Source organism: Tistrella mobilis, from assembly GCF_041468085.1.
GTDB lineage: Bacteria > Pseudomonadota > Alphaproteobacteria > Tistrellales > Tistrellaceae > Tistrella > Tistrella mobilis_A.
In genome coordinates this window covers 3,827,182-3,850,342 of record NZ_CP121017.1, presented here as the reverse complement: position 1 = coordinate 3,850,342, position 23,161 = coordinate 3,827,182, and the positions used below count along the sequence as shown (strand labels likewise).

The following is a 23,161-nucleotide window of genomic DNA, read 5'->3' as shown; positions in this document are numbered from 1 at the left end:
GGCGCGGACCGGTGGCGTGGCCGCGCGGCGGATGGAACTGCCCCCTGCCTTTTCGCCAGCAGAAGATTCCACGGAGATGTTTCTTTTTCAATCTGAAATTCTACCCTGAATTTCTTTTCAGGAAGAAAAAACGCCCGGAAGCTTCATCCGGGCGTTGCAAGGCATCAGGGTCAGACACCAACGGCGCGCGGGCGGGAGCCTTCCATGGCCCAGAGCCAGGCGAGCGCACAGGCCGTGAGCGCGACCGGCGGCAGGGCCGCAAGGGTGAGGGTCGCCCAGTCGAAGCGCTCGATCAGCTGGCCTGAGAAGAAGGCCGAGAGCGCCACCAACCCGAAGACCAGGAAATCATTGGCAGCCTGCCCCGGGCCGCGTTCCGCCGGCAGCAGCGACAGCGACACCAGGGTCGTGGCCCCGACGAACAGGGCCGACCAGCCGAGGCCGAGCAGGGTGAGGCTGATCCGGAAATGCCAGACGCCCACGCCCGATGCGCCGACGCCGATCGCCATCGCCATCAGAAGACAACCGACCAGCATGATGGGCATCAGACCGAAACGTTCGATCAGCCGCCCGACGATCAGCGCCGGGGCGAACATGCCGAGCACATGCCATTGAATGACCTGGGCGGTTGAGGTGAAGTCGAGGCCGCAGGCAATCATCGCGAGGGGGGTTGCGGTCATCAGCAGGTTCATCACCGTATAGGCGGTGATGCCGGCCAGGATGGCGATCACGAAGCGCGGCCGCCGGAAGGCGGCGCCCAGCCCGCCCGAGAGCGATTTGACCGTGCCGGCCGGCTTGCGCAGGTCCAGGGCCAGGGCGGCGATCAGCATCAGAACCGCGGCGCCGGCGATCACCAGGTAGGTGCCGAGGAACGGGTAGGGGGCAATCGCATCGCGGGATGCGCCCGCCAGCGTGGGGCCGACCAGGGCGGCCAGCAGCCCGCCCGAGATGACGAGGGCGATCGCCCGCGCCTCGCCGCCGCGTGGGGCGGCCTCACCCGCCGCGTGGCGCAGGAAGACGCTGAAGCCGTTCGACATGCCGACCAGCACCATGGCCGCACAGAGCAGCAGGAAGCTGGCCATGGCGATGGCGAGGGCGGCCAGCAATGCCCCGGCGACGCCCAGGCAGGCGCCGAATGCGAACCCCGCCCGCCGGCCGTGCCGCGCCATCAGCATGGATGCCGGGATGGTGGTCGCGGTGTTGGCGATGAAGGTCAGCGCGAAAGGCAGGGTGGCCAGGCTCTTGTCTTCGGCCAGCATATGGCCGGCCAGGGCCGACACCGTCACCAGCAGCATGGTCATGATGGTGTAGAAGCCCTGCGACAGCGACAGCAGGGCAATGGCACGGCGGCTGCCGCCCGGCGCATGGGCCGGGTCGGTGACGGTGGCGGTCATGGGGGGAACTCCGCATCTTCCTGGTCCGGGGCGTGCCCGGCATCATCCGCGGGCCCGGTTTGTTTTCACCATCCTGACCTGTTGAAACCGCCGCGTCCATATCGTGTATCGGACCTCTTTCCCGTCAGGCGCCGGACATGTCACTCTGTCGGCCCCGAACGTCATTTGAAAGTTGCCCCCATGACCACCTCTGCCGTGCCGCCCACCATTATCGACTGCGACCCGGGCGTCGATGATGCCCATGCCCTGTTCGCGGCGATCGGTGCCCGGGAGACAAGCGGTCTGGAGGCGGTGACGGTCGTTGCGGGCAATGTGGCGCTCCGCCATACCCGGCGCAACGCATTGCGGATCCGCGAGGCGGCCGGGCTGGATGCGGCGGCGCTTCCGGTTTATGCCGGATGCCCGGGCCCCATGATCGGCCCCCTGACCGATGCTGCCGATGTCCATGGGGCCGACGGCCTGGATGGTGCCGGCCTGCCTGAGCCGCGGGGCGAGGTGGAACCGGTTCATGCCGTGGCCTTTCTGATCGAGCGGTTGCGGCGGGCGGCTGCGGAGAGGCGCCGGGTCCGGCTGGTGACGCTGGGGCCGCTGACCAATCTGGCGACGGCGCTGGTCATGGCCCCCGACATTGCCGACGGCCTGCTGGAGGTGCGCTCGATGATCGGCAGTGCCGGGCGGGGCAACATCACGCCCGCGGCCGAATTCAACGCCTATGTTGATCCCGAAGCCCTGGACCGGGTGGCAACGACCCTGGATGCGGCCGGCACCGATGGTGTGCCCTTCTTCGTCTACGGGCTGACGCTGACACATACCGTGACCGCCGATCATGCCGAGATCGCAGGCTATGCGGCCCTCGGCAGCCGGGCGGGACAGGCCGTGGCGGGCATGCTGACGACATATCTGGACCGGCACCGTGTGGTGCCTCTGCCCGGCATGGGCGGGGCGCCCGCCGACGAGGCGCCGCTGCATGATCCCTGCGTGATCGCCGATCTGCTGGCACCCGGTGCCGTGCGGGCCGTGCCGGGGCGGCTGCGGGTGGTTCTTCACGGTCCCGCGCGCGGGCAGACGCTCGCCTCGTTCGGTACCGGCCCCGAGGCCGGGCCACGTGCGATCTGGATGGTGGAGGGCGATGCCGGCCGGTTGCGGGCGGCGCTTCTGAGCGCCGTTGCCGGCCTGAGCCGGGCGTGATCATCGCCAGACGTTAACGGACATATAAGTTTCATCCTCTATTGATGTATGGATGAAGATCCACGGGCGGCCGGGCCGGGGGGGCTCCGACCGTTGCGTGCCGCGGGCAGGACGCGGGAATGACGAAGAAGAATGACCAGGGGAGGTTGGGCCGTCATGAGTGACAACGACCAGCGGGCACCCGTTGCGGAGGCCGATCCGCCGGTGACGGCATCTGAAGCCGGCGGTCGCCGCTTCCGGCGCCGCCGACGTGACAGCCGCGCAGAAGCGGGCCGTCCGGGCAGGCTGGGCCGGATCGGGCTCGGCCCTAAGCTGTTTCTGGCCTTTGCCGTGGTGGCCGTGCTGGCTGTGGTGGCAAGCGGCGTCGCCTGGATCTCTTACGGCCGGGTGGAGCGCGGCTTCGAAGAGGTGCAGGAACAGGGCGTGCGGCCGCTGACCGCCGCCCTGCGTCTGGCGCGGCAGGCCGAGGTTCTGGCAGCCTCGGCGCCGGCCGTCGCCAGTGCCGGCTCGGCCGAGGCGCTCGACAGTGAACGTCAGGCGATCACGGCGGCGATCGGTGGCATGCGTGGCGATCTGGCTGCCCTGCAATCGGCCGGGCTGGATGCCGGTCTGATCGGCATGGTCACTGAGGATGTCGACGCCCTGATCGCCCGGCTCGACGAGCTGCTCAAGGCGGTGGAGGACCGCTACGCCCTGACCGCGCGGCGCGAGGCCGCGATCCGCGAACTGGCCGGGGCGCGTGACACCTATCTGGCCGCCATCTCGCCGGGGGCGCAGCGGATCGCCCAGGACTTCCGCAACAAGGCGGAGGCGACCGCGGGCATGTTCGAATTCGGCATGCTGCAGGAGGCGGTCTATGATCTGACCAGCCGGCAGCTTCCGGCCCTTCAGCACAGCATCCAGCTGCGCGGCGACATTGCGGCCGCTCAGGGCATCGTCGCCGAGACCGCGACGATCACCAATGCCGGCCATCTGGAGCGTCTGCGTCAGCGGCTTCAGGCGGCCGCCTATGCGCTCGATCGTGATACCAAGGCGCTGGACGAGCGGGTGAACAAGGGCCCCCTGCTCGAAGCGGTGGCCCGTTATTCCCAGGCGGCGACGCCCGGCGACAAAAACAACGTCTTCGAGATCCGTGTGGCCGAAATCACGGCACTGACCCAGGTCGACCAGCGCCTTCAGGCGGCCCGCGATGCCGGCCAGCTTCTGGCGGAAGATGTCGACGGCCTGGTCTTCCAGACCTCGGCTGCCATTGCCGAGGTGCGCAGCCGCACCACGGAAGACCTGACCCGCAGCCGTACGGTGCTGATCGTACTGGCCGGTGCCAGCGTCGCGGTCTCGCTGCTGATCGCGCTCGGCTATGTCGGCCGGCGGGTCATCGGGCGGTTGCGGCGTCTGGAACGTGCGATGCGCTCGGTGGCGGCCGGTGATCTGACGGTCGAACTGCCGCCGGCGGGCGGCGATGAAATCGGCCGGATGACCGAAGCGCTGCGGGTCTTCCGTGACACGACCGCCGAGGTCGAGGCCGCCAAGGCCCGCGCCGCCGCAGAGGAAGAACGGCAGCGTGAGATCCGCCGTCGCGAGATGCTTGATCTGGCGGCCACCTTCGAAGCCGAGGTCAAGGGCGTGGTCGATCAGCTGGCAGAGGCGGTCTCGGCCCTGGGGGCCAGCTCGTCCGAACTGACCGCTGCGGCAGCCCGCGGCAATGAGCGCGCCCAGACCGTGGCGGCGGCGAGTGAAGAGGCGGAGCGCAATGCCGAGACGGTTTCCGATGCCACCCGGCAGCTCTCGGGTGCGGTTGCCGAGATCGGCAATCAGGTCCAGGAGGCATCGACCATCGCCCGGGGAGCGGTCGCCCAGGTGGAGCGTACCGATACGACGGTCGAGGAGCTGGGCAAGGCCAGTGAGGAGATCAGCGAGGTGGTGCGGCTGATCGGCGAGATCGCCGGCCAGACCAATCTGCTGGCCCTGAACGCGACCATCGAGGCGGCACGGGCCGGTGAGGCCGGAAAGGGCTTCGCGGTGGTGGCGGGCGAGGTGAAGACCCTGGCGGCCGAAACCGCCAAGGCGACCGGACGGATCAGCCAGCGGGTGGAGGCGATCCAGAGCCGCACCGGAGAGGCGGTACAGGCGATCCGCGATGTGCGGGACACCATCCTGAGGCTGAACGAGATTGCGAGTGCCATCGCGGCAGCGGTCGAGCAGCAGGGCAGCTCCACCCGGGAAATTGCCCGCAGCGTCGCCGAGCTGAGCACGGGCTCACGCGAGGTGTCGGCATCCATCGCCGACGTCGCCGACGCCAGCCGGCGCACCTCGGACGGCGCGGATCAGGTGCGGCATGCCGCAGATGCGCTGGGGGCGGCCTCGCGCAATCTCGACGGGTCGATGAGCGGCTTCCTGGACCGTTTGCGGCGGGCCTGAACCGGGGGCTGAACCGGGAGTGGGGCGGGCAGATGTCGTCTGACGTGCGCATCCGGCGGCCTCTTTCCCGTCATTGACGCCTTTCCGTCATGCGACCGTCGCCCCACCTCTTTCGACATGGCCCTTCCGCATCCGGGGCCGGCAGATCCACCGGAAAGGGAGGCCCAGATGGCGGAGGATGGCGCGAAGATCGTTGAATTCGGACGACATCGGAGCCGGCGGGTAACGGCGCCGCCCAGGGATGTCGCAGAGGCGAAGGCGCCGGTCGTGGTGGCGTTCGATCGACGTCAGCGCGCCGTCGACAGGCTGTCGCGAGCCCTGGCGGCGATCGATGCCGCCGGTGCCGATCTGGCTGCGGCCCGAGGCGCGCTCGACCATCAGCATCGGCGCCTTGATGACCAGCGGGGCCAGCTGGCCCGCCATGTCGAAAAGCTGGGCGGCATTGCCGAGGATCTGAACCGTCGCGCGGCGCGCCTGCGTGAGATCGAGGCCGAGACCGACCGCGCGATCGCCATGGTCAACGAAGGGACGTGGCACGATCCGAAGGGATGAGCCGGTCGGATATTCCGCGAGGGTTCAAACAGAAGGGCCGGCAGTTTTCACTGCCGGCCCGTTCTTTTGACAAAGATGTCTTCTTTTGACGATAACGTCTTCTTTTGACGATGGCCTCTGCCGGCGATCGCTCGCCCGCATGGCGCCGTCGGGTTCCGATCAGGGCTCTTCGATCTCGCCGGCGGCCGTCTGAAGGTAGTTCTGCAGGCCGAGCTGATCGACCAGACCCAGCTGGGTCTCCAGCCAGTCGATATGCTCTTCCTCGCTCTTCAGGATCTCGCGCAGCAGATCGCGGGTCACGAAGTCGGCCTTGGTCTCGCAATCGGCGATGGCGACGCGCAGGTCGACCACGGCCTTCATCTCCAGATCCAGATCGGCCTGGAGCATCTCCGGCACCGTCTCGCCGATGTGCAGCTTGCCGAGATCCTGAAGGTTGGGGAGGCCTTCCAGGAACAGGATCCGCTCGATCACCTTATCGGCATGCTTCATCTCGTCGATCGACTCGTGGTACTCGACGTGACCGAGCTTGCGATAGCCCCAGTCCTTCAGCATCCGGGCATGAAGGAAGTACTGGTTGATGGCGGTGAGCTCGTTCTTCAGCACCGTGTTGAGATGCTTAATGATCTTCGGATCGCCCTTCATGGCCGTCTCGTCCTCGTTCTCGTGACCCTCTGCCGGCTGCGGGGAAAGCGCACCGGCTTTGAACGAGACTATAGCCACAACTCTGCCCCGCGACCAGTCGGGACAGGTCGAAAATCTTCAAAAAATCGAGGAATTACTTGAGTTTGCGTCGCAACTTCGAGCTTTTCTTGAGTTTGCGTCGCAACTGCGTGCCCGGGGTCTGAAATTGACTGTCAGGCGCGGATCGACGCCGGAACCGCAGCATTCGCAGCCTCGGCACCAGCCCCGCCGCAGCCGGGCAGCATCGCACGCACACAGTCGACACATTTGCCGCATTGCGGGCGGGTTCCAAGGGCGCGGTAGACACCCGAAACACTCCGCGCGCCGGCGGCGGCCTCGCGCACACGCCGTTCCGTCAATCCGTTGCAGATGCAGACATACATGCTGAGCCGCACTCCGATCCGGGGGCTGCTCGCAGCGGCGGGAAGGGGTGCTTCGCCGCTACTGCGAACCGTTCGCATGGATAGAGTGGCAATGCTGAGAATGATTGTCAATCGCCTATTGTCGCCTCGCGTTGCTTCAGGACGCGCCGCATGATCTTCCCGGTTGCAGTCATCGGCAGTTCGGTAACGAAGGCGATCTCGCGCGGGTATTCATGGGCGGCCAGCCGGTCACGGACATGGGCGCCGAGCGCGCGGGCAAGATCATCCGACGGTTCGACACCTGGTGCCGTGACCACGAAAGCCTTCACGATCTCGGTGCGCACCGGATCGGGTTTGCCGATCACGGCGGCCATGGCCACCGCCGGATGGCGGATCAGGCAGTCCTCGATCTCGGCCGGGCCGATGCGGTAGCCGCCGCTGGTGATCACGTCGTCGGCCCGGCCCATGAAGTGGAACAGGCCGTCGGCATCGCGCCGGCCCATATCGCCGGTCAGCAGCCGGCCATTGCGGAACTTGGCCTCCGTGGCCGAGGGGTTGTTCCAGTAGCGCAGGAACATCACCGGGTCGGGGGCACTGACCGCGATCTCGCCGGTCTCGCCATCGGGAAGGGTCTCGCCGGCCTCGTCGACGATCAGCACCTCATGGCCGGGGACCGCGCGGCCCATGGCGCCGGGGGGCGACGGCTCGATCCGCTGGTTGCACGACACGGTCAGATTGCATTCGGTCTGGCCGTAGAATTCGTTGATCGGCACGCCCAGGACCTCGCGGCCCCAGTCGAGCAGTTCGGAGCCCAGGCTCTCGCCGCCGCTGCCGACGGAGCGGAGCGCCAGATCGGCCGGCACCCGGTCGCGGGGCACGCCGCGCATCAGCTTCAGCGCGGTCGGTGGCAGGAAGGTGTTGCGCACCCGCTCCGTCGCCATCAGCCGGAGGGCCGCCTCGGGATCGAATTTGCGCATCCGTTGCGACACGACGCCGATCCCCATGGCCCAGGCCGGCAGCAGAACGTCGAACAGCCCGCCGATCCAGGCCCAGTCCGCCGGCGTCCAGAACAGATCGTCCGGCTGCGGCGGGAAATCATGCGGCATCTGCACGCCCGGCAGATGGCCCGACAGCACCCGGTGGGCGTGCAGCGCACCCTTGGGATTGCCGGTGGTGCCGGAGGTATAGATGATGACGGCAGGGTCCTCGGCCGCGGTGTCGAGGATCGCGGGCGGCGTGCCGGTGGCATCGCGGATCAGCCGCTCGAAGGCGATGGTACCGGCAGGGACCGGCTCGGGGCCGGTTACGATCACCCGGGCAAGCTCGGGGCAGTCTGCCCGCACCGACATCAATGCCTCCAGCCGGCCCGGATCGACGATCACCGCGCGCGTGCCGCTGTCGGCCAGACGATAGGCGAGGGCTTCCGGCCCGAACAGGGTGAAGAGCGGCAGGGCGATGGCGCCGATCCGGTAGATCGCCATATGGGCGATCGCGGCCTCGGGCCCCTGCGACAGGCAGATGCCGACCCGATCGCCGCGCTCGACCCCCAGATGCAGAAGTCCCGCAGCCAGGCGCCCCGCCAGCCGGTCGATTTCGGCAAAGCTGAAGACCTTGCGGCTGCCGTCTTCCTCGACATGGATCAGGGCGGTGCGATCCGGCGCCTCATGCGCCCAGCGACCCGCGGTCTGGGCGGCGATGTTCAGCCGCGCCGGGATCTGCCAGCGGAACCGGGCGCGCCATTCGGCAATGGTCTCGTCCGGACGGGGAGCGTCGAGCATGGGGCGGGTCCTCCGGTTGGCCCGCAGGCTCGTTCGACGGCCTGCCGGGGTCTGCCGATCCTGCCGCGTCTGTCCGGGGCCGGCAAGGTTCCCGCCGGCCGGGGCAGGGTCAGGGCTTCTGCACCCAGCCGCTGCCTTCCGGCATCACCCAGGTTCCGGAGGGGGCGCGCTCGATCACCTGTGCGCCGGCAATGCGTTCAACGGCCGAGAGTGCGGCGCCGCGCTTGGCGGCGATGGCCCGGTAGCGGTCCTTGCGCTGCAGGTTGATCCGGTCGATCACCTGCTGCGTTGCCGCATCGACGCCGGACTTGACCGCGCCCACATAGCCGTCGAAGCGTTCGCCCACCAGCCCCTGCGCTTTCAGCGCATCAAGGCCGGTTTCCTGGGCCATGGCGACACGGGGCAGGGCCAATGGCAGGATGGTCACCGCGGCGGGCAGGCTGGCGGCCAGCAGAATGGCGGCAAGCCGGGTGGCGATGCGGCGGCGGGCGGGCAGGGTCGGCATCAGAACAGCTCCGGCTCTTCGGCGAGCAGATCCTCGATGTCCTTCTCAACCCGGACCCGGACCTCATGCTCGATCTTGACGTTGACGTTGATGACGATCGGCTTTTCCGGTGCCTCGACCCTGACGGTCGGCTGGCAGGCCGCCAGCAGCACCAGCATGCCGGCCAGCGGCAGCAAACGTATCGGTCCGGCCATTCCTGTCCTCCCCGGCCTGCGGTCTCCGGTCGCTATTCGGACGACCGGCTCTTCATCAGCGACCGGTCTTTCACGAGGGACTGGCCGAAACCCTCCGCACCGGAATCGAACAGCCGTCCTTCAACGGAGAGCAACTGGGCGAGCGGCCCGCGGACGTCGAGATTGATCTCCATCGGATACCCGTCATACACCGCCGGGCTCGATCCGGCGAGCGACAATCCCGCGGTCAACTCGCCTTCCAGCGGACCGTCGAGGGTGAGGCGCAGATGCCGCATGCGGAAGTCTTCCAGCGCACGCGCCAGCAGATCGGCCCCTTCGCCGGCGCCGCCGGCCGCCGCCTCGGCCGTATCCGATGCCCAGCTCAGCCGGCCGGCCAGGCCCGTAAATTCGGCGTGGTCGATGCGGATGCCCTCGTCCCCCAGCACCACCGGCACGAAGCCGGAGATGCGGCCGTCGGCATTCAGCGCCGGCTGTTCCGCAAAGGCGGCGAGCAGGCCCAGCTCCAGGTTCTCGGCCCGCAGGATCACCCGCCGGTCGCCCGCGCCCAGCGGCACCCGCACCGGTTCCACCGACAGGCGGCCGCCGGCGAAGGGCCATTCGGCGTTGACGATGTCGAAGGTGGTGGGGGTCAGGATCGCGGTCATCCGGCCGTCGGTCAGGGGCAGCCCCGCCTCGATCCGGCCGATGTCGAGGGTCTGCGGCCCGTCGGTGACCCAGGGATCGGGGCCCGTCAGCACCAGCTGGCCGGTCAGGCCCGAGACGGTCGCCGCCTCGGCGGTGAAGCCGGTATCGGCGAGGCTCGCCACCAGCCGCAGCCGCAGCGGGCCGCCGCCCCAGCGGATCGTGGCGGTGGCGGCCGTCTGGCCGGCGACCCCGGTGACGATGCCACCTGCCGCCGGTATCAGGTCAGCCGGTTGCAGCCGCTCGCGCGCCCAGGTGACGGCGGGCACCCTGACCGCCGCACTGCCGCGCCCGGTGACGGGGTCGTGAGAGAGGGTGATGTCGGCCCGGACCCGCTGCCGGGGATCGCGCATCTGGCCTGCCAGCTCGATGCCCTGATCGGCCGCCCGGCCCGACAGCGCGATGTCGAGCGGCGCGAAGCGCAGCGGGCTGGCGATATCCGTCAGACGGGCGGACAGCCGGCCGATGGTGAGCACCGGCTCCGGCGCATCCGGCGTCTCGATACCGGCTTCGATCGTCAGCTCCGAGACCGTGAGACCGGCACCCGGCAGCCGGAGATCCCCGCCCGACGCGGTCATCTGCAGGGGGCCGTGCAGCGGGTCGCCGGCCAGCGTGATGGTCGGCAGCCGGCCGGTCACTTCGTCTCCGTCGACCCGGGCTTCGGCCAGCACTCCCTGGACCGATCTGGCGCCCTCGGTCAGGTCGAGCAGCGGCTGGCCCTCGACGGGACAGAGCCGTCCCCCGGTCAGGCGAAGCGCGGCCTCCCCCTCGTCCAGGGTCAGGGTCGGCAGGTCGAGACAGTCGGCGAGGTCGATCCGCACACCGCCATCGACCAGGCTGCGGGTCAGGGTGAATGAGACCGGGAGCGGCCGGTCTCGATCGACATGCCAGCCGGGGCCGCCACCGGCCGGCACCACATCGCCGCTGAGTTCGATGCGTTCGCGGCCGTCGTCGCGTGACAGGCCGGCAGAAAGGGCCAGATCCGCAGCTGCGTCGGTGGCGCCGTCGGCCGCCGACCAGGCGATGCGGCCGGTGAGGGTGAGGTCCGGATCCGAGGACAGGCGATCGGCGCTGGCGCTCCCCTGAAAGCGCAGCAGGGGCGTGCCGTCGGCTGCGAGCCAGGCTGCGTCGATACCGTCGATCGCGGCCATGTCGATCGGCAGGGTCAGCGGGGCAGGCGGGGTCTCGTCCGTGCCGGAGGCCGGCTCCAGAAGCGGCGCGAAGGGCCCGGCCTGCCCGTCGACCAGCCGCAGCGTCAGGTTCTCGACCCTGAGGTCCGCCAGCCGGCCGTCGAGAAGCGCATCGAGTGTGAAGGCGAGGGTGACCCGGCGGGCACGGGCACCCGAGGCCGGAGATGTGCCGTCGGCAGGCTGGCCGAGCATCACGTCTTGCAGAACCAGTGCGCCATCGGCGAAGTGGCGATCGGCCACGGTCACTGGTCCGAGTCCGCGACGGGTGAGCGCATCTGCCGCCAGGTCGACGGCCAGAACCGGGCCGTAGCGCCAGATCCCGACGCCCAGAGCCGCAACTGCGGCGATGGATGCCACCAGGATGATCGTCCGCCGCCGACCGGCCATCCCGTCTCTCCCGCGTGAACCAGTGCGCGGACAGTCTAGCCGAAGTGCCAGGTCGCATCCATCCGCAGGTGCCCACTATGCTTTCGGATAGACCTTCCAGCCACGGCCGGTCTTCCGCCCGATATGGCCGGCGGCAACCTTCTGCTTCAGCAGCGATGCCGGACGGAAGCGCTCGCCATAGGCGTCGTGCATGATTTCCTGTGCCTGAAGGCTGAGGCTGTTGGTCACCACATCCATCAGTTCGAACGGCCCCATGGGGTGACCCAGGCCCAGCCGGCAGGCCTTGTCGATGTCCTCAGGCGTTGCGACACCTTCCTCGACCAGCTTCACCGCCTCGATCAGGAAGGCGTGGAGCACGCGGTTGACCGCGAAACCCGGTACGTCCTTCACCCGGATCGGCTCTTTCCCGGCGCTCCGGCAGAGGTCCATCACCTGCGCGATCACCTCGTCGGTGGTGTCGAAGCCGGGGATCACCTCGACCAGCTTCATGCGATGCACGGGCGAGAAGAAATGCGTGCCCAGGAACCGGGTCTGCCGTTCCGCCTGGACCGCCGAGGCGAGCGTGGAGATCGGGATGGTCGAGGTGTTGCTGGCGATGATCGCCTCCGCCCCCAGAATGCCGTCGAGGCGGCGGAAGACGGCCTGCTTGACCTCCTGATCCTCGAACACCGCCTCCACGACCAGCTCGCGATCGGCGAAGGCCTCCAGGCTTTCCGCCGCGCGAAGATGGCCGAGGGCGCGGCCCTTGTCGGCCTCCGAGAACAGCCCGCGCCCGATGCCGCGGTCGAGCACGCCCTCAAGCCTGCCGATCGCGGCCTGAGCCGCTTCGACGTTCTGATCGGTCAGGAGCACGTCGTGGCCGGCAAGCGCGAAGACCAGAGCAATCTCCGAGCCCATCATGCCGGCGCCGACGACACCGATGCGGGTGGTCATGGTGGCGTTTCCTTCCGTTGGAGTCTTCTTGTCGATCGATTTCTCGCGCCGCCGGCGCCTCAGAACGAGGCGTCGGCGGTGGCGAGCAGGGTGTCGTCCTTCGATTCCAGGATCCCGGCCCAGACGGCGGTCTTGGGCAGTTCCCAGACATAGAAGTACCGGGCGGCCGCGAACTTGCCGTCGAGGAAGGCCTGTTCCGCATCATGCGGAGCCGCGGCGGCAAGCCGGGCGGCGGTGGTCGCCTGGCGCAGCCAGATCCAGGCCAGCACGGTATGGCCGAACTGATGCAGATAGGCCGTGGCATTGGCGAGCAGCAGTTCGACCTTGCCCTCGGCCCCCATCGGCACCAGGGTCTCGGTGGTCTTGCGCAGGCGTGCAACCGCCTCTTCGAACCGGTCGGCCAGCCACAGAACCCGATCATCGCCCGAGGCCCGGGCCTCGGCGATTGCCTGGGCATAGCGCTTGCCCAGGGCCTGCAGGGCGGCGCCGTTCATCATCGTCACCTTGCGGCCCAGAAGATCGATCGCCTGGATGCCGTTGGTGCCCTCGTGGATCGGGTTCAGCCGGTTGTCGCGGTAATACTGCTCGACCTGATATTCCCGGGTGAAGCCATAGCCGCCATGGATCTGGATGGCGTGGACATTGGCTTCCAGACAGTAATCCGACGGCCAGGCCTTGGCGATCGGGGTCAGGATGTCGAGCAGCAGCTGCGCCTCGGCCCGCGCGGCATCGGTCTCGCCGGTTTCCTGTTCATCGACCAGCCGGGCGCAGGTGAGGGTGAGCGCCAGCCCGCCTTCGACCGCAGCTTTCTGGGCCAGCAGCATGCGCTTCACATCGGCATGGTTGACGATGGGGACCTGCGGGCTGGAGGGGTCCTTGTCGGTCGGCAGCCGCCCCTGCGGACGGTTGCGGGCATAGTCCAGAGAGTGGAGATAGCCGGCATAGCCCAGCATCACCGCGCAGCGGCCGACGCCGATCCGGGCCTCGTTCATCATCTGGAACATGTAACTCAGGCCCTTGTGGGGCTCGCCCACCAGATAGCCGACTGCGCCGCCATTCTCGCCGAAATTCAGCATGGTGGAGGTGGTGCCGCGCCAGCCCATCTTGTGGATCAGCCCGCCCAGCGCCACGTCGTTGCGTGCGCCCAGGCTGCCGTCCTCGTTGACCAGCACCTTGGGCACGATGAACAGCGAGATGCCCTTCACCCCGGCCGGTGCGCCCTCGATCCGGGCCAGCACCATGTGGATGATGTTCTCGGACAGTTCGTGATCGCCGGCCGAGATGAAGATCTTGTTGCCGGTGATCCGGTAGGTCCCGTCGTCCTGCGGCACGGCGCGGGTGCGGACATCGGCCAGGCCCGATCCGGCCTGCGGCTCGGTCAGTGCCATGGTACCGAAGAAGCGGCCGGCCAGCATCGGGCGCAGATAGCGTTCGCGCTGCGCGTCGGAGCCGAAGCTCTTGATCAGGTTCGAGGCACCGATGGTCAGGAAGGTGTATGAGGCGGTGGCGACATTGGCGCCGTCGAACAGGGCGTAGCAGGCATGGGCGACGGTGGTCGGCAACTGCATGCCGCCCCATTCCTCTTCCTGCGCTGCGGCCAGCAGGCCGGCCTCGATGAACTGATCGACCGCGGCCTTCACCTCGGGGATCATCACCACCCGGCCGTTCTCGAAGCGCGGCTCGTGGGTGTCGTTCTTGCGCAGATGCGGCAGGTAATGGTCGGTCGCGATCTTCATCGACAGGTCGATCGCCGCGTCGAAGGTGTCGCGGCTGTGGTCGGCGAAGCGCGGACGCGCGGTCAGGCTTTCGACGTCGAGCATGTCGTAGAGCATGAAGTCGAGGTCGCGCCGGTTGATGATCTTCGAGTCCATGAGCCTCGATCCTCCCTGAAGCTTCTCATTCCAAGGCTGCCGCCGCTTGGAGCATGCAGGCCAAACGCTTGATTGGCCGGACACCTATACAAAAGGGGCGGCGCCGCAAGCGGCCGCCGCCCCCTCTCTTATCCGGCCCGACGGGATCGGATCAGTCGGGATCCGATCAGGCGGCGCGACGGATCATCGCCACCATGCGGTCGAGATGGTGATCGTGATCGCCGAACTCGCCCTCGATCATGGTCAGCCGCTTGAAGTAGTGACCGGCGGCATATTCCTCGGTCATGCCGATGCCGCCATGCAGCTGGATCGCGGCCTGGCCGACCAGACGGCCCGAGCGCGAGGTATGCGCCTTGCAGGCCGCGGCCGCACGGGCGCGGGCGGTGGCATCATCCTCTTCGGCCAGGGCCATGGCGGCGGCATAGGCCAGAGAACGGCTCTGCTCCATGTGGTTCATCATGTCGACCGCGGCATGCTGCAGCACCTGGAAGTTCGCGATCGCCACACCGAACTGCTCGCGGGTCTTCAGATAGTCGACGGTCAGCATGTGCAGCGCCTTCATGGCACCGACCGCCTCGGCCGAGACCGCAACTGCGCCGTGGTCGAGCAGGTCCGACAGCAGGTCGGCGCCGCCGTCGACTGCGCCCAGCACGGCCTCGGGGCCGACCTCGACACCTTCGAACGTCACGTCAGCCGCCCGGCCGCCATCGACGGTCATGTAGGATTTGAGCGAGACACCCGCGGCGCCGGCATCGACCAGGAACAGCGTGATGCCCTGGGCGTCACGCTCGCCACCTGCGGTGCGGGCGCTGACGATCAGCTTGTCGGCATGCTGGGCATTGCGCACCACCGCCTTGACGCCCGAGAGGGTGAAACCCTCGCCCGAGCGTTCCGCACGGGTGGTGACCCGGGTGCGGGCATAGCGGCCGCGCGGCTCGTAATGAGCAAAGCCGAATTTGAGCGCGCCTTCCGCGACCTGGCCGAGCAGGTTGTCGCGGACATCGCCGGTCGCACCGACGGTGAGGGCTCGCACGCCCAGCACGGCCGTCGACATGAAGGGTTCGAGCACCAGGCCCGCGCCCAGCTTTTCGAGGATGAGCGCGGCATCGACCATGCTGCCGCCGATGCCGCCCTGGTCTTCGGGCACCATCACCGCCAGCAGGCCCATTTCGGCCAGCGTGCCCCAGTTCTTCGCCGAGATGCCGTCTTCGCTCTCGGCCAGCTTGCGGCGGGCGTCGAAGGGATATTCGTTGCGCACGAAGCGCTCGACGCTCTCGACCAGGAGCTGCTGTTCGTCGCTGAGTGAGAAGTCCATGAAACTCGGATCCTTGTCCCGGTCGTGCGTCAGAGGCCCAGGAAGGCCTTGGCGATGATGTTCTTCTGGATCTCGTTCGAGCCGCCGTAGATCGAGCTCTTGCGCCAGTTGAGGTAGTAGGGCGCGGCCAGATTGGCCTCAAGGCTCGAAATCGGCTCGCCATTCCAGCCGGGATGCTGGCTCTCGGGCAGATAGGGCTGCGCATAGGGACCGACGGCCTCAAGCAGCAGCTCGGTGATCGCCTGCTGGATCTCGGTGCCTTTGATCTTGAGCAGCGAGGATTCAGGCCCCGGACGGCCGCTCTTCGAGGTGGTGATCATGCGCATGACGGTGGCGTCCAGCGCCATCAGCTCAATCTCGACCGCGGCCAGCCGCTCCATGAAGCGGGCATTCTCGATCAGCGGGCGCCCCTCGTCGTCCACTTCCTTTGCGGCCAGCGTCTTCAGCTTGCGCAGCTGGTGACGCGAGCGACCGACGCCGGCGATGCCGGTGCGCTCGTGGCTCAGCAGGAACTTGGCATAGGTCCAGCCCTTGCCTTCCTCACCGACCAGATTCTCGGCCGGGACGCGGACATCCTCGAAGAAGACCTGGTTGACCTCGTGGCCGCCATCGATGGTGATGATCGGGGTAACCGAGATGCCCGGGGTCTTCATGTCGATCAGCAGGAACGAGATGCCTTCCTGCTTTTTGACCGTGCCGTCGGTGCGCACCAGGCAGAAGATCCAGTCGGCATACTGGCCGAGCGTCGTCCAGATCTTGGAACCGTTGACGACGTATTCGTCGCCCTCGCGCACCGCGCGGGTCTTGAGCGAGGCGAGGTCGGAACCCGAACCGGGCTCGGAAAAGCCCTGGCACCAGAAATCCTCCGACGACAGGATCCGCGGCAGGAAGTGATCCTTCTGCGCCTGATTGCCGAAGGTGTACAGCACCGGGCCGACCATGCTGAACGCGAAGGCGATCGGCGGCGGCGCGCCGACTGCGTTCATCTCCTGATCGAAGATGTAGCGCTTGATCGGATCCCAGCCGGTGCCGCCATATTCCTTCGGCCAGGCCGGGGCAATCCAGCCCTTGTTGTAGAGGATCTTCTGCCAGCGGACGAAATCTTCCTTCGGCAGATGAATGCTGCGCTCGAAGCGCGCCTTGATGTCCTCCGGGAGGGACGTCCGCATGAACTCGCGGACCTCCTCGCGGAACGCCTGATCTTCGGCGCTGAGGGTAAGCTTCATCGCGCCCCTGCTCCCTGAAATCTGCGGGGTCCCCGGACCCCTGGTTCAGGATCGTCCCCCCCCTCAAGGTCGATCCATCATTGAAACATACGACTGTTTTACGCCGTGGCCAGTGAAAACCGCGTCGACGGGACATTTCGTCAGCATGTCCCGCATCGGCGCGGAAGAGGGGAGAGCCTCACGGCCCGGCTGCGGATCGTGGACGACCGGCCGCCACGTCAAACGTGACAGCCGGTCTGCCGGATCACCGGCTGCGGTCGTAATCGGCGAAGGACTTGCCTTCGGCGACCAGGGTCTCGATCAGCTTCGCCGGCTTCCAGCGGTCGTCGAGATCGGCATGGAACTGCTTGATATCGGCCAGAACCTTGTCCAGACCGATCAGGTCCGCCTGGAACATCGGGCCGCCGCGCCAGGCCGGGAAGCCGTAGCCGAAGCAGTAGATCACGTCGATATCGCTCGCCCGGATCGCCATGCCCTCTTCCAGGCACTTGGCGCCTTCATTGATCAGGGCATAGAGCGAACGCTTCAGGATCTCGTCTTCCGAAATCTCGCGGCGCTCGACGCCGGCCGCCTTCGAGGCCTCGACGATCAGCTGCTCGATCTTGGAATCGGTCACCGGCGTGCGGCTGCCATCCTCATAGAGATAGTAGCCGGCCTTGGTCTTCTGGCCGAAGCGACCCATCTCGCAGATCTGGTCCGAAACGGTCGGCCAGAACAGGTCGTTGCGGCGGGTGGCAGCGCGGCGCTTGCGGATCCGCCAGCTGACGTCCAGACCGGCCATGTCGCCCATGGTGAACGGGCCCATGGCCAGGCCCCAGCGCTGCAGCACGCCGTCGACCTGGGCGGGCAGGGCGCCTTCGACCAGCATCAATTCGCCCTGCTGGACATAGGGCTCCAGCATGCGGTTGCCGACGAAGCCGTCGCAATTGCCGACCAGCACCGGCACCTTGCCGATGGTCTTGGCGAGCTTCATCGAGGTCGAGATGACCTGGTTCGAGGTTTTCGCCCCACGCACCAGCTCCAGCAGCGGCATGACATTGGCCGGGCTGAAGAAATGGGTGCCGATGACGAATTCCGGCCGCGAGGTGGTGGCGGCGATCTCGTCGATGTCGAGCGTCGAGGTGTTGGAGGCGAGCACGGCTCCCGGCTTGGCCACCGCGTCGAGGGTCGAGAAGACCTTCTTCTTGATGTCCATTTCCTCGAAGACCGCCTCGATGATGATGTCGGCGTCCTTGAGGTCGTCGTAGTCGAGCACGCCTTCGATCAGGCCCATGCGCTTGTCCATGGCATCCTGGGTCAGGCGGCCCTTGGAGACCGTCGCGGCATAGTTCGACCGGATGATGCCGAGCCCGCGCTCCAGCGCCTCGGCGCTCATCTCCAGCACCTTCACCGGGATGCCGGCATTGGCGAAATTCATCGCAATGCCGCCGCCCATGGTGCCGGCGCCGATGATGGCGGCCTGACGGATCGGCAGGGTGGGGGTGTCGCCCGGCACGTCGGGGATCTTCAGCGCCTCACGCTCGGCGAAGAAGATATGGCGCAACGCCTTGGACTGGTCCGAGGCCATCAGCCCGGCAAAGATCTCGCGCTCGTTCTTCAGCCCCTCGTCGAAGGGCAGGGTGACCGCGCCGGCGACGGCGTCGAAGCAGCCGACCGGCGACATCTGGCCGCGGGCGGCCTTGGCCACCTGCTTGCGGATCTCGGGCAGCTTCGCGGCATCGAAGGCCTTCACCTTCTCGTCGATGTCGCGCACCCGGCGCAGCGGCGCGCCCTCTTCGACCAGCTTGCGGGCGAAGGCGACGGCGCCGGGGACCAGCTCGTCGACCACGGCATCGATGATGCCGAGCTGCAGGGCCTTGCCGGCCGGCACGAACTTGCCGGTGGTGATCATGTCGATGGCGGCTTCCACACCCGCCACACGGGGCAGACGCTGGGTGCCGCCGGCGCCCGGCAGGATGCCGAGCTTCACCTCGGGCAGGCCCACCTTGCCCTGCGCGACGGCGACGCGATAGTGGCAGCCGAGCGCCACTTCCAGGCCGCCGCCGAGGGCGGTGCCGTGGATCGCGGCCACGACCGGCTTGGTCGCATTCTCGTAGGCTGCAATCACGCCGTTGAGATCGGGCTCGGCCAGGGGCTTGCCGAATTCGCGGATATCGGCGCCGGCGATGAAGGTGCGGCCCGCGCCGACCAGAACCAGTGCCTTCGCCTCGTCATCGGCCAGGCCTTCGGCGAGGCAGTCGAGCAGCCCCTGACGGACATGCTGGCTGAGGGCATTGACCGGCGGATTATCGACCGTGATGACGCCGACATCGCCCTGGCGTTCGTAGCGGACACTCGTGCTCATGAAACTGGTCACCTCGACTGTCGGATCCGGCATCTGCCCGGGGAGGGAGCGCGTTGCGCGGCCGGATGCGGGTTTTGGACCGGACGACGCGGCCGTCACCGGAAGGCCGGTGCCGGCCGCGTCGCGAATGTGCCCGGTTTGGCTACCCGGGCGTGTATCAGACTACGCCCCGCGCGTCAGACCTCCAGCCATTCCTTGCGCACGGCCTCGTCCTTCGCCAGAGCATCCGGCGTGCCCTCGTAGACGATATGGCCATGGCCCATGACATAGAGGCGCTGCGAGATGCGCAGCGCGATCGTCAGCTTCTGTTCGACCAGCAGCACGCTGACGCCGCGCCGGGCGATTTCCGACAGCAGATCACCCACCTGTTCGGTGATCTTCGGCGCAAGCCCCTCGGTCGGCTCGTCGACCATGATCAGATCCGGATCGCCGAGCAGAGTGCGGCACATGGTCAGCATCTGCTGTTCGCCGCCCGAGAGCACGCCGGCCAGGGTGTCGGCCCGTTCCTGAAGGCGCGGGAACAGCTTGTACATGTCGTCGATCGACCAGCGGCCCTGCTTGCGGGTGCTCTTCTGGCCCAGCAGCAGGTTCTGGCGCACGGTCAGGGTCGGGAAGATCGACCGGTCTTCCGGCACATAGCCCAGCCCCTGATGGGCGATCTCGTGCGGGGTCATGCCGGCGATGTTGCGGCCGCGGTAGTTCACCGTGCCGTGCGGCGGCACCAGCCCCATGATCGCCTTGATGGTGGTCGACCGGCCGACGCCGTTCCGGCCCAGAAGGCTGACGATCTCGCCCTCCTTCACGTCGAAGCTCACCCCCTGCAGGATGTGGCTCTTGCCGTAATAGGCGTGCAGGTCGCGGACGTCGAGCATCGTGGTCATGCGGCTTCCTCGCCGAGATAGGCCTGCTGCACGGCACGGTTCTTGCGGATGTCCTGGGGCGTGTCGGTGGCGATCACCTCGCCATAGACCAGCACCGAGATGCGGTCGGCCAGGCCGAAGACCACGCCCATGTCGTGCTCCACCATGACCAGGGTCTTGCCCACGGTCACCTCGCGGATCAGCTCCACCGCCTGTTCGGTCTCGGTATTGCTCATGCCCGCGGTCGGTTCGTCGAGCAGGATGACATCGGGGTCGCCCGCGATGGTCAACCCGATCTCCAGCGCCCGCTGCTCGGCATAAGAGAGGAAGCCCGCAAGCACGTTGCGGCGGGACTGGAGATGGATGCGCTCCAGGATCCGTTCGGCATCCTCGTTCAGCTGCCGCTGCTTCGCCACCATCTGCCAGAACGAGTACTTGTAGCCCCGCGACCAGAGCAGCGAGCAGCGGATGTTCTCGAACACGCTCATCTTCGGGAAGATGTTCGTAACCTGGAAGCTGCGGCTGAGCCCGCGCCGGTTGATCTGCTGTGCCGGCAGGCCGGTGATTTCTTCACCATTGAGCTTGATCGAACCCGAGGTGAGCGGGAAGCGGCCGCTGATCAGGTGAAACAGCGTCGACTTGCCGGCACCGTTGGGGCCGATCACCGCATGGCGGTGGCCCTGGTGGACCTGGAGGTTCAGACCACGGATGATCTCGGTGGGCCCGAAGCTCTTGCGGACATCGGTGAGTTCGAGTGCAAGCGTCGACATCAGGCCCCTCCCTGCTTGATCTCGGCGACCACGGCATCCCAGGCGCGGACGATCCGGCGGATCGCCAGACGGAAGAGATAGCCGCCGACCACGGTGGCGGCCACCGCCAGTGCCCAGGGCAGAGCCTCATGCACCGAGACATCCTGACCGAACAGCACCATCGGGATGGAGGCGTCGTAGGTGGTCGACATGTAGTAGTTCATCTCGATCAGGGCGACGAGACCCGTCCCCATGATCAGGAAGGTGACGAGGCCGATCGCATAGGGAACCACCAGCCGTCCCATGCGCCCCGCCTGCCAGATCGGCTGATGAGCCATGATGACGCCGGCCAGACCCATGGGGGCAAACATCACCATCACCACGAACAGCAGGCCGAAATAGAGCTGCCAGGTCTCGGTGACCGATGACAGGCTGAGCTGCAGGATGGTGACCAGGATCGCGCCGAGGATCGGGCCTGCGAAGTTGCCGACCCCGCCGATGAAGGTCATCAGCAGCACGGAGCCGGAGGTAACCGCGCTGACATTCTCGGCCGTCACGATCTCGTAGTTGATCGCGGTCAGGCCGCCGGCGATGCCGGCGAAGAAGCTGGCGAGAACATACTGCACGAAGCGCACGATGCGCGGATCGTAGCCGACGAAGCGCACCCGCTCTTCGTTGTCACGCACGGCATTCGCCATGCGGCCGAGCGGGGTGCGGGTGAGCAGGTACATGACGATGGTCGAGATCAGGCACCAGAAGGCGATCAGATAGTAGACCTCGACCTGGGGGCCGTAGCCGAAGAACAGGCTGGTGTCGGTGACCCGGTTGCCCGAAATGCCGCTCTCTCCGCCGAACTGGTCCGGGAACATCGAGGTGCCCGCATAGACCAGCTCGCCGATGCCGAGTGAGATCATGGCAAAGGTCGTGCCGGCACGGGCGGTGGAGATCCAGCCGAAGATCACGCCGAAGACCATGGCGCCGATGCCGCCGGCAAGTGGCAGCAGTTCCAGCGGCAGCGGCAAGCCGTCGGGCGAGATCTCGTTCAGCAGGTGGATGGCCGCGAAGCCGCCCAGGCCATAGAACACCGCATGGCCGAAGGACAGCATGCCCCCCTGGCCGAGCAGCATGTTGTAGGAGAGTGCGAAGATGATCGCGATGCCGATCTGGCTCAGCATCGAGCGCGAGAAGCCCGAGGTCATGAACTGAGGGGCGGCGACCATCACGACGATGGCGAAGATCCACAGCCCGTAGCGGGCCAGGAAGCCGGGGCCCCCGGGGCGGGCGCCGCCGCGCATCGCCGCGGCGGCGGTCTTGCCGGTGGGAAGGGTGCGGTCGGTCATGATTCGCGCGTCCCCATCAGGCCCTTCGGGCGGAAGATCAGCATCAGCACCAGCATCAGATAGGGCAGGATCGGTGCCGTCTGCGAAACGGTGATCCGCGAGAACGTACCGATGAAGCCATCGACGGGCAGGTTGATGCCGATAGCGGCGAGCGTGCCGCCCAGCGACCAGTCAAGCGCCACCGCAAGCGTCTGGATCACGCCGATCAGCAGCGAGGCCACGAAGGCGCCGCCGAGCGAGCCCATGCCGCCGAACACCACCACGACGAAGATGATGGGGCCGAGCAGGAAGGCCATGCCGGGTTCCGTCACCAGAATCGGGCCACCGATCACGCCGGCCAGTGCGGCAAGGGCCGTGCCGCCGCCGAACACCATCATGAACACCCGCGGCACGTTATGGCCAAGGGCCGCCACCATGTCGGGATGGGTCAGCGCCGCCTGAATGATCAGGCCGATGCGGGTCCGGGTGATGGTGAGGAACAGGGCCGCGAACATCATCACCGCGATCAGCAGGATGAAGGCGCGATAGGCCGGGAAGTTCGTGCCCAGGAGCGTGAAGAAGGTGAAGTTCAGATCCGCAGGCACCCCGTAATCGACCGGGATGCGGCCCCAGATCATCACCACGATCTCTTCGATCAGGAAGGCGAGGCCGAAGGTGAACAGCAGCTCCGCGACGTGGCCGTATTTGTGCACACGCCGGAGGCCGTAGCGTTCGATCAGCATGCCGATGCCACCGACCAGCAGAGGGGCCAGGATCAGGGCGATCCAGAAGCCGGTAACCGTGCTGATCTGGTAGGCGAAATACGCACCCAGCATGAAGAAGCTGGCATGCGCGAAATTGAGGACACCCATCATGCTGAAGATGAGCGTGAGCCCGCTCGACAGCATGAACAACAGCATGCCGAAGAGCACGCCGTTGAGGAGGGAGAAGACGAGGATTTCCAGCATCTCGCCCTTCGTCATTGCGAGGTGTGGCGCGGCCGGCATCGGCCTGCGCGTCGATGGCGCGCGGTCGGGGGCCGGTCCGAGGCCGTCCCGGAACCTTGTCGTGGTTCCGGAAGTTACGGTCCCGGGAAGGGGCATCCCGGCGTCCGGTGTCGGGCTGTCTCACCGGCCAGCCGTCGGTCCTGCGGGCGGGAGCCGGACGGACGGGCGACGGACGAGGTCGTCGGCGGGCCGATGGCATCACCACCGGCC

Annotated in this window: 19 protein-coding genes; 3 read left to right on the top strand and 16 right to left on the bottom strand. The window is 67.3% G+C overall.

Annotated elements, in window-relative coordinates:
• Nucleotides 1-170: 170 nt before the first annotated feature.
• Complete coding sequence (locus P7L68_RS22930; RefSeq protein ID WP_372001983.1) at nucleotides 171-1,391, bottom strand: MFS transporter; 1,221 nt, start codon at nucleotides 1,389-1,391, stop codon at nucleotides 171-173.
• Nucleotides 1,392-1,571: 180 nt separating this feature from the next.
• Here P7L68_RS22930 and P7L68_RS22925 point away from each other — a divergent pair, with 180 nt between their 5' ends.
• The 3 genes from P7L68_RS22925 (at nucleotide 1,572) to P7L68_RS22915 (ending at nucleotide 5,549) form a co-directional block, all read left to right on the top strand.
• Entirely contained in the window at nucleotides 1,572-2,579 is a 1,008-nt protein-coding gene (locus P7L68_RS22925; RefSeq protein ID WP_372001982.1) for a nucleoside hydrolase, read from the top strand.
• Between the two features lie 156 nt (nucleotides 2,580-2,735).
• The gene (locus tag P7L68_RS22920; protein WP_372001980.1) at nucleotides 2,736-4,997 is read left to right on the top strand and encodes a methyl-accepting chemotaxis protein; all 2,262 of its coding nucleotides are present in this window, start codon (nucleotides 2,736-2,738) and stop codon (nucleotides 4,995-4,997) included.
• Nucleotides 4,998-5,165: 168 nt separating this feature from the next.
• Complete coding sequence (locus P7L68_RS22915; RefSeq protein ID WP_372001978.1) at nucleotides 5,166-5,549, top strand: hypothetical protein; 384 nt, start codon at nucleotides 5,166-5,168, stop codon at nucleotides 5,547-5,549.
• A gap of 159 nt (nucleotides 5,550-5,708) precedes the next feature.
• Here P7L68_RS22915 and bfr read toward each other — a convergent pair whose 3' ends face one another.
• The 15 genes from bfr to P7L68_RS22840 form a co-directional block, all read right to left on the bottom strand.
• Nucleotides 5,709-6,191 carry a bacterioferritin gene (gene bfr / locus P7L68_RS22910; protein ID WP_296707934.1) on the bottom strand — a complete coding sequence of 161 codons (483 nt, stop codon included), beginning with the start codon at nucleotides 6,189-6,191 and terminating at the stop codon, nucleotides 5,709-5,711.
• Between the two features lie 212 nt (nucleotides 6,192-6,403).
• Nucleotides 6,404-6,613: a bacterioferritin-associated ferredoxin gene (locus tag P7L68_RS22905; RefSeq protein ID WP_372001976.1), complete on the bottom strand. Its 210-nt coding sequence runs from the start codon at nucleotides 6,611-6,613 to the stop codon at nucleotides 6,404-6,406.
• A 107-nt stretch (nucleotides 6,614-6,720) separates the two neighbouring features.
• Nucleotides 6,721-8,370: an acyl-CoA synthetase gene (locus P7L68_RS22900; protein ID WP_372001975.1), complete on the bottom strand. Its 1,650-nt coding sequence runs from the start codon at nucleotides 8,368-8,370 to the stop codon at nucleotides 6,721-6,723.
• A gap of 109 nt (nucleotides 8,371-8,479) precedes the next feature.
• Entirely contained in the window at nucleotides 8,480-8,875 is a 396-nt protein-coding gene (locus tag P7L68_RS22895) for a YdbL family protein (protein WP_372001973.1), read from the bottom strand.
• On the bottom strand, nucleotides 8,875-9,069 hold the full coding sequence (locus P7L68_RS22890; protein WP_372001971.1) for a YnbE family lipoprotein: 195 nt from the start codon (nucleotides 9,067-9,069) through the stop codon (nucleotides 8,875-8,877). The genes P7L68_RS22895 and P7L68_RS22890 overlap by 1 nt, the downstream gene beginning before the upstream one ends.
• Before the next feature lie 32 nt (nucleotides 9,070-9,101).
• Entirely contained in the window at nucleotides 9,102-11,327 is a 2,226-nt protein-coding gene (locus P7L68_RS22885; RefSeq protein ID WP_372001969.1) for a YdbH domain-containing protein, read from the bottom strand.
• A gap of 75 nt (nucleotides 11,328-11,402) precedes the next feature.
• Nucleotides 11,403-12,260 (bottom strand): 3-hydroxyacyl-CoA dehydrogenase family protein, encoded by an 858-nt coding sequence (locus P7L68_RS22880; protein WP_372001967.1) that lies wholly within the window; start codon nucleotides 12,258-12,260, stop codon nucleotides 11,403-11,405.
• A 59-nt stretch (nucleotides 12,261-12,319) separates the two neighbouring features.
• Nucleotides 12,320-14,131, bottom strand: coding sequence for an acyl-CoA dehydrogenase (locus tag P7L68_RS22875; RefSeq protein ID WP_372001965.1), 1,812 nt, complete (start codon nucleotides 14,129-14,131; stop codon nucleotides 12,320-12,322).
• A 166-nt stretch (nucleotides 14,132-14,297) separates the two neighbouring features.
• The gene (locus P7L68_RS22870) at nucleotides 14,298-15,446 is read right to left on the bottom strand and encodes an acyl-CoA dehydrogenase family protein (RefSeq protein WP_372001963.1); all 1,149 of its coding nucleotides are present in this window, start codon (nucleotides 15,444-15,446) and stop codon (nucleotides 14,298-14,300) included.
• Nucleotides 15,447-15,475: 29 nt separating this feature from the next.
• Entirely contained in the window at nucleotides 15,476-16,672 is a 1,197-nt protein-coding gene (locus tag P7L68_RS22865; protein ID WP_372001961.1) for an acyl-CoA dehydrogenase family protein, read from the bottom strand.
• A 244-nt stretch (nucleotides 16,673-16,916) separates the two neighbouring features.
• Nucleotides 16,917-19,016 (bottom strand): 3-hydroxyacyl-CoA dehydrogenase NAD-binding domain-containing protein, encoded by a 2,100-nt coding sequence (locus P7L68_RS22860; protein ID WP_372001959.1) that lies wholly within the window; start codon nucleotides 19,014-19,016, stop codon nucleotides 16,917-16,919.
• Nucleotides 19,017-19,192: 176 nt separating this feature from the next.
• Complete coding sequence (locus P7L68_RS22855) at nucleotides 19,193-19,888, bottom strand: ABC transporter ATP-binding protein (protein ID WP_372006930.1); 696 nt, start codon at nucleotides 19,886-19,888, stop codon at nucleotides 19,193-19,195.
• 5 nt (nucleotides 19,889-19,893) lie between these two features.
• Entirely contained in the window at nucleotides 19,894-20,646 is a 753-nt protein-coding gene (locus tag P7L68_RS22850) for an ABC transporter ATP-binding protein (RefSeq protein ID WP_372001957.1), read from the bottom strand.
• Nucleotides 20,646-21,965: a branched-chain amino acid ABC transporter permease gene (locus tag P7L68_RS22845; protein ID WP_372001955.1), complete on the bottom strand. Its 1,320-nt coding sequence runs from the start codon at nucleotides 21,963-21,965 to the stop codon at nucleotides 20,646-20,648. Before P7L68_RS22845 ends, P7L68_RS22850 begins: the two co-directional genes overlap by 1 nt.
• Nucleotides 21,962-22,912, bottom strand: coding sequence for a branched-chain amino acid ABC transporter permease (locus P7L68_RS22840; RefSeq protein ID WP_372001953.1), 951 nt, complete (start codon nucleotides 22,910-22,912; stop codon nucleotides 21,962-21,964). Before P7L68_RS22840 ends, P7L68_RS22845 begins: the two co-directional genes overlap by 4 nt.
• Between the last annotated feature and the right edge of the window lie 249 nt (nucleotides 22,913-23,161).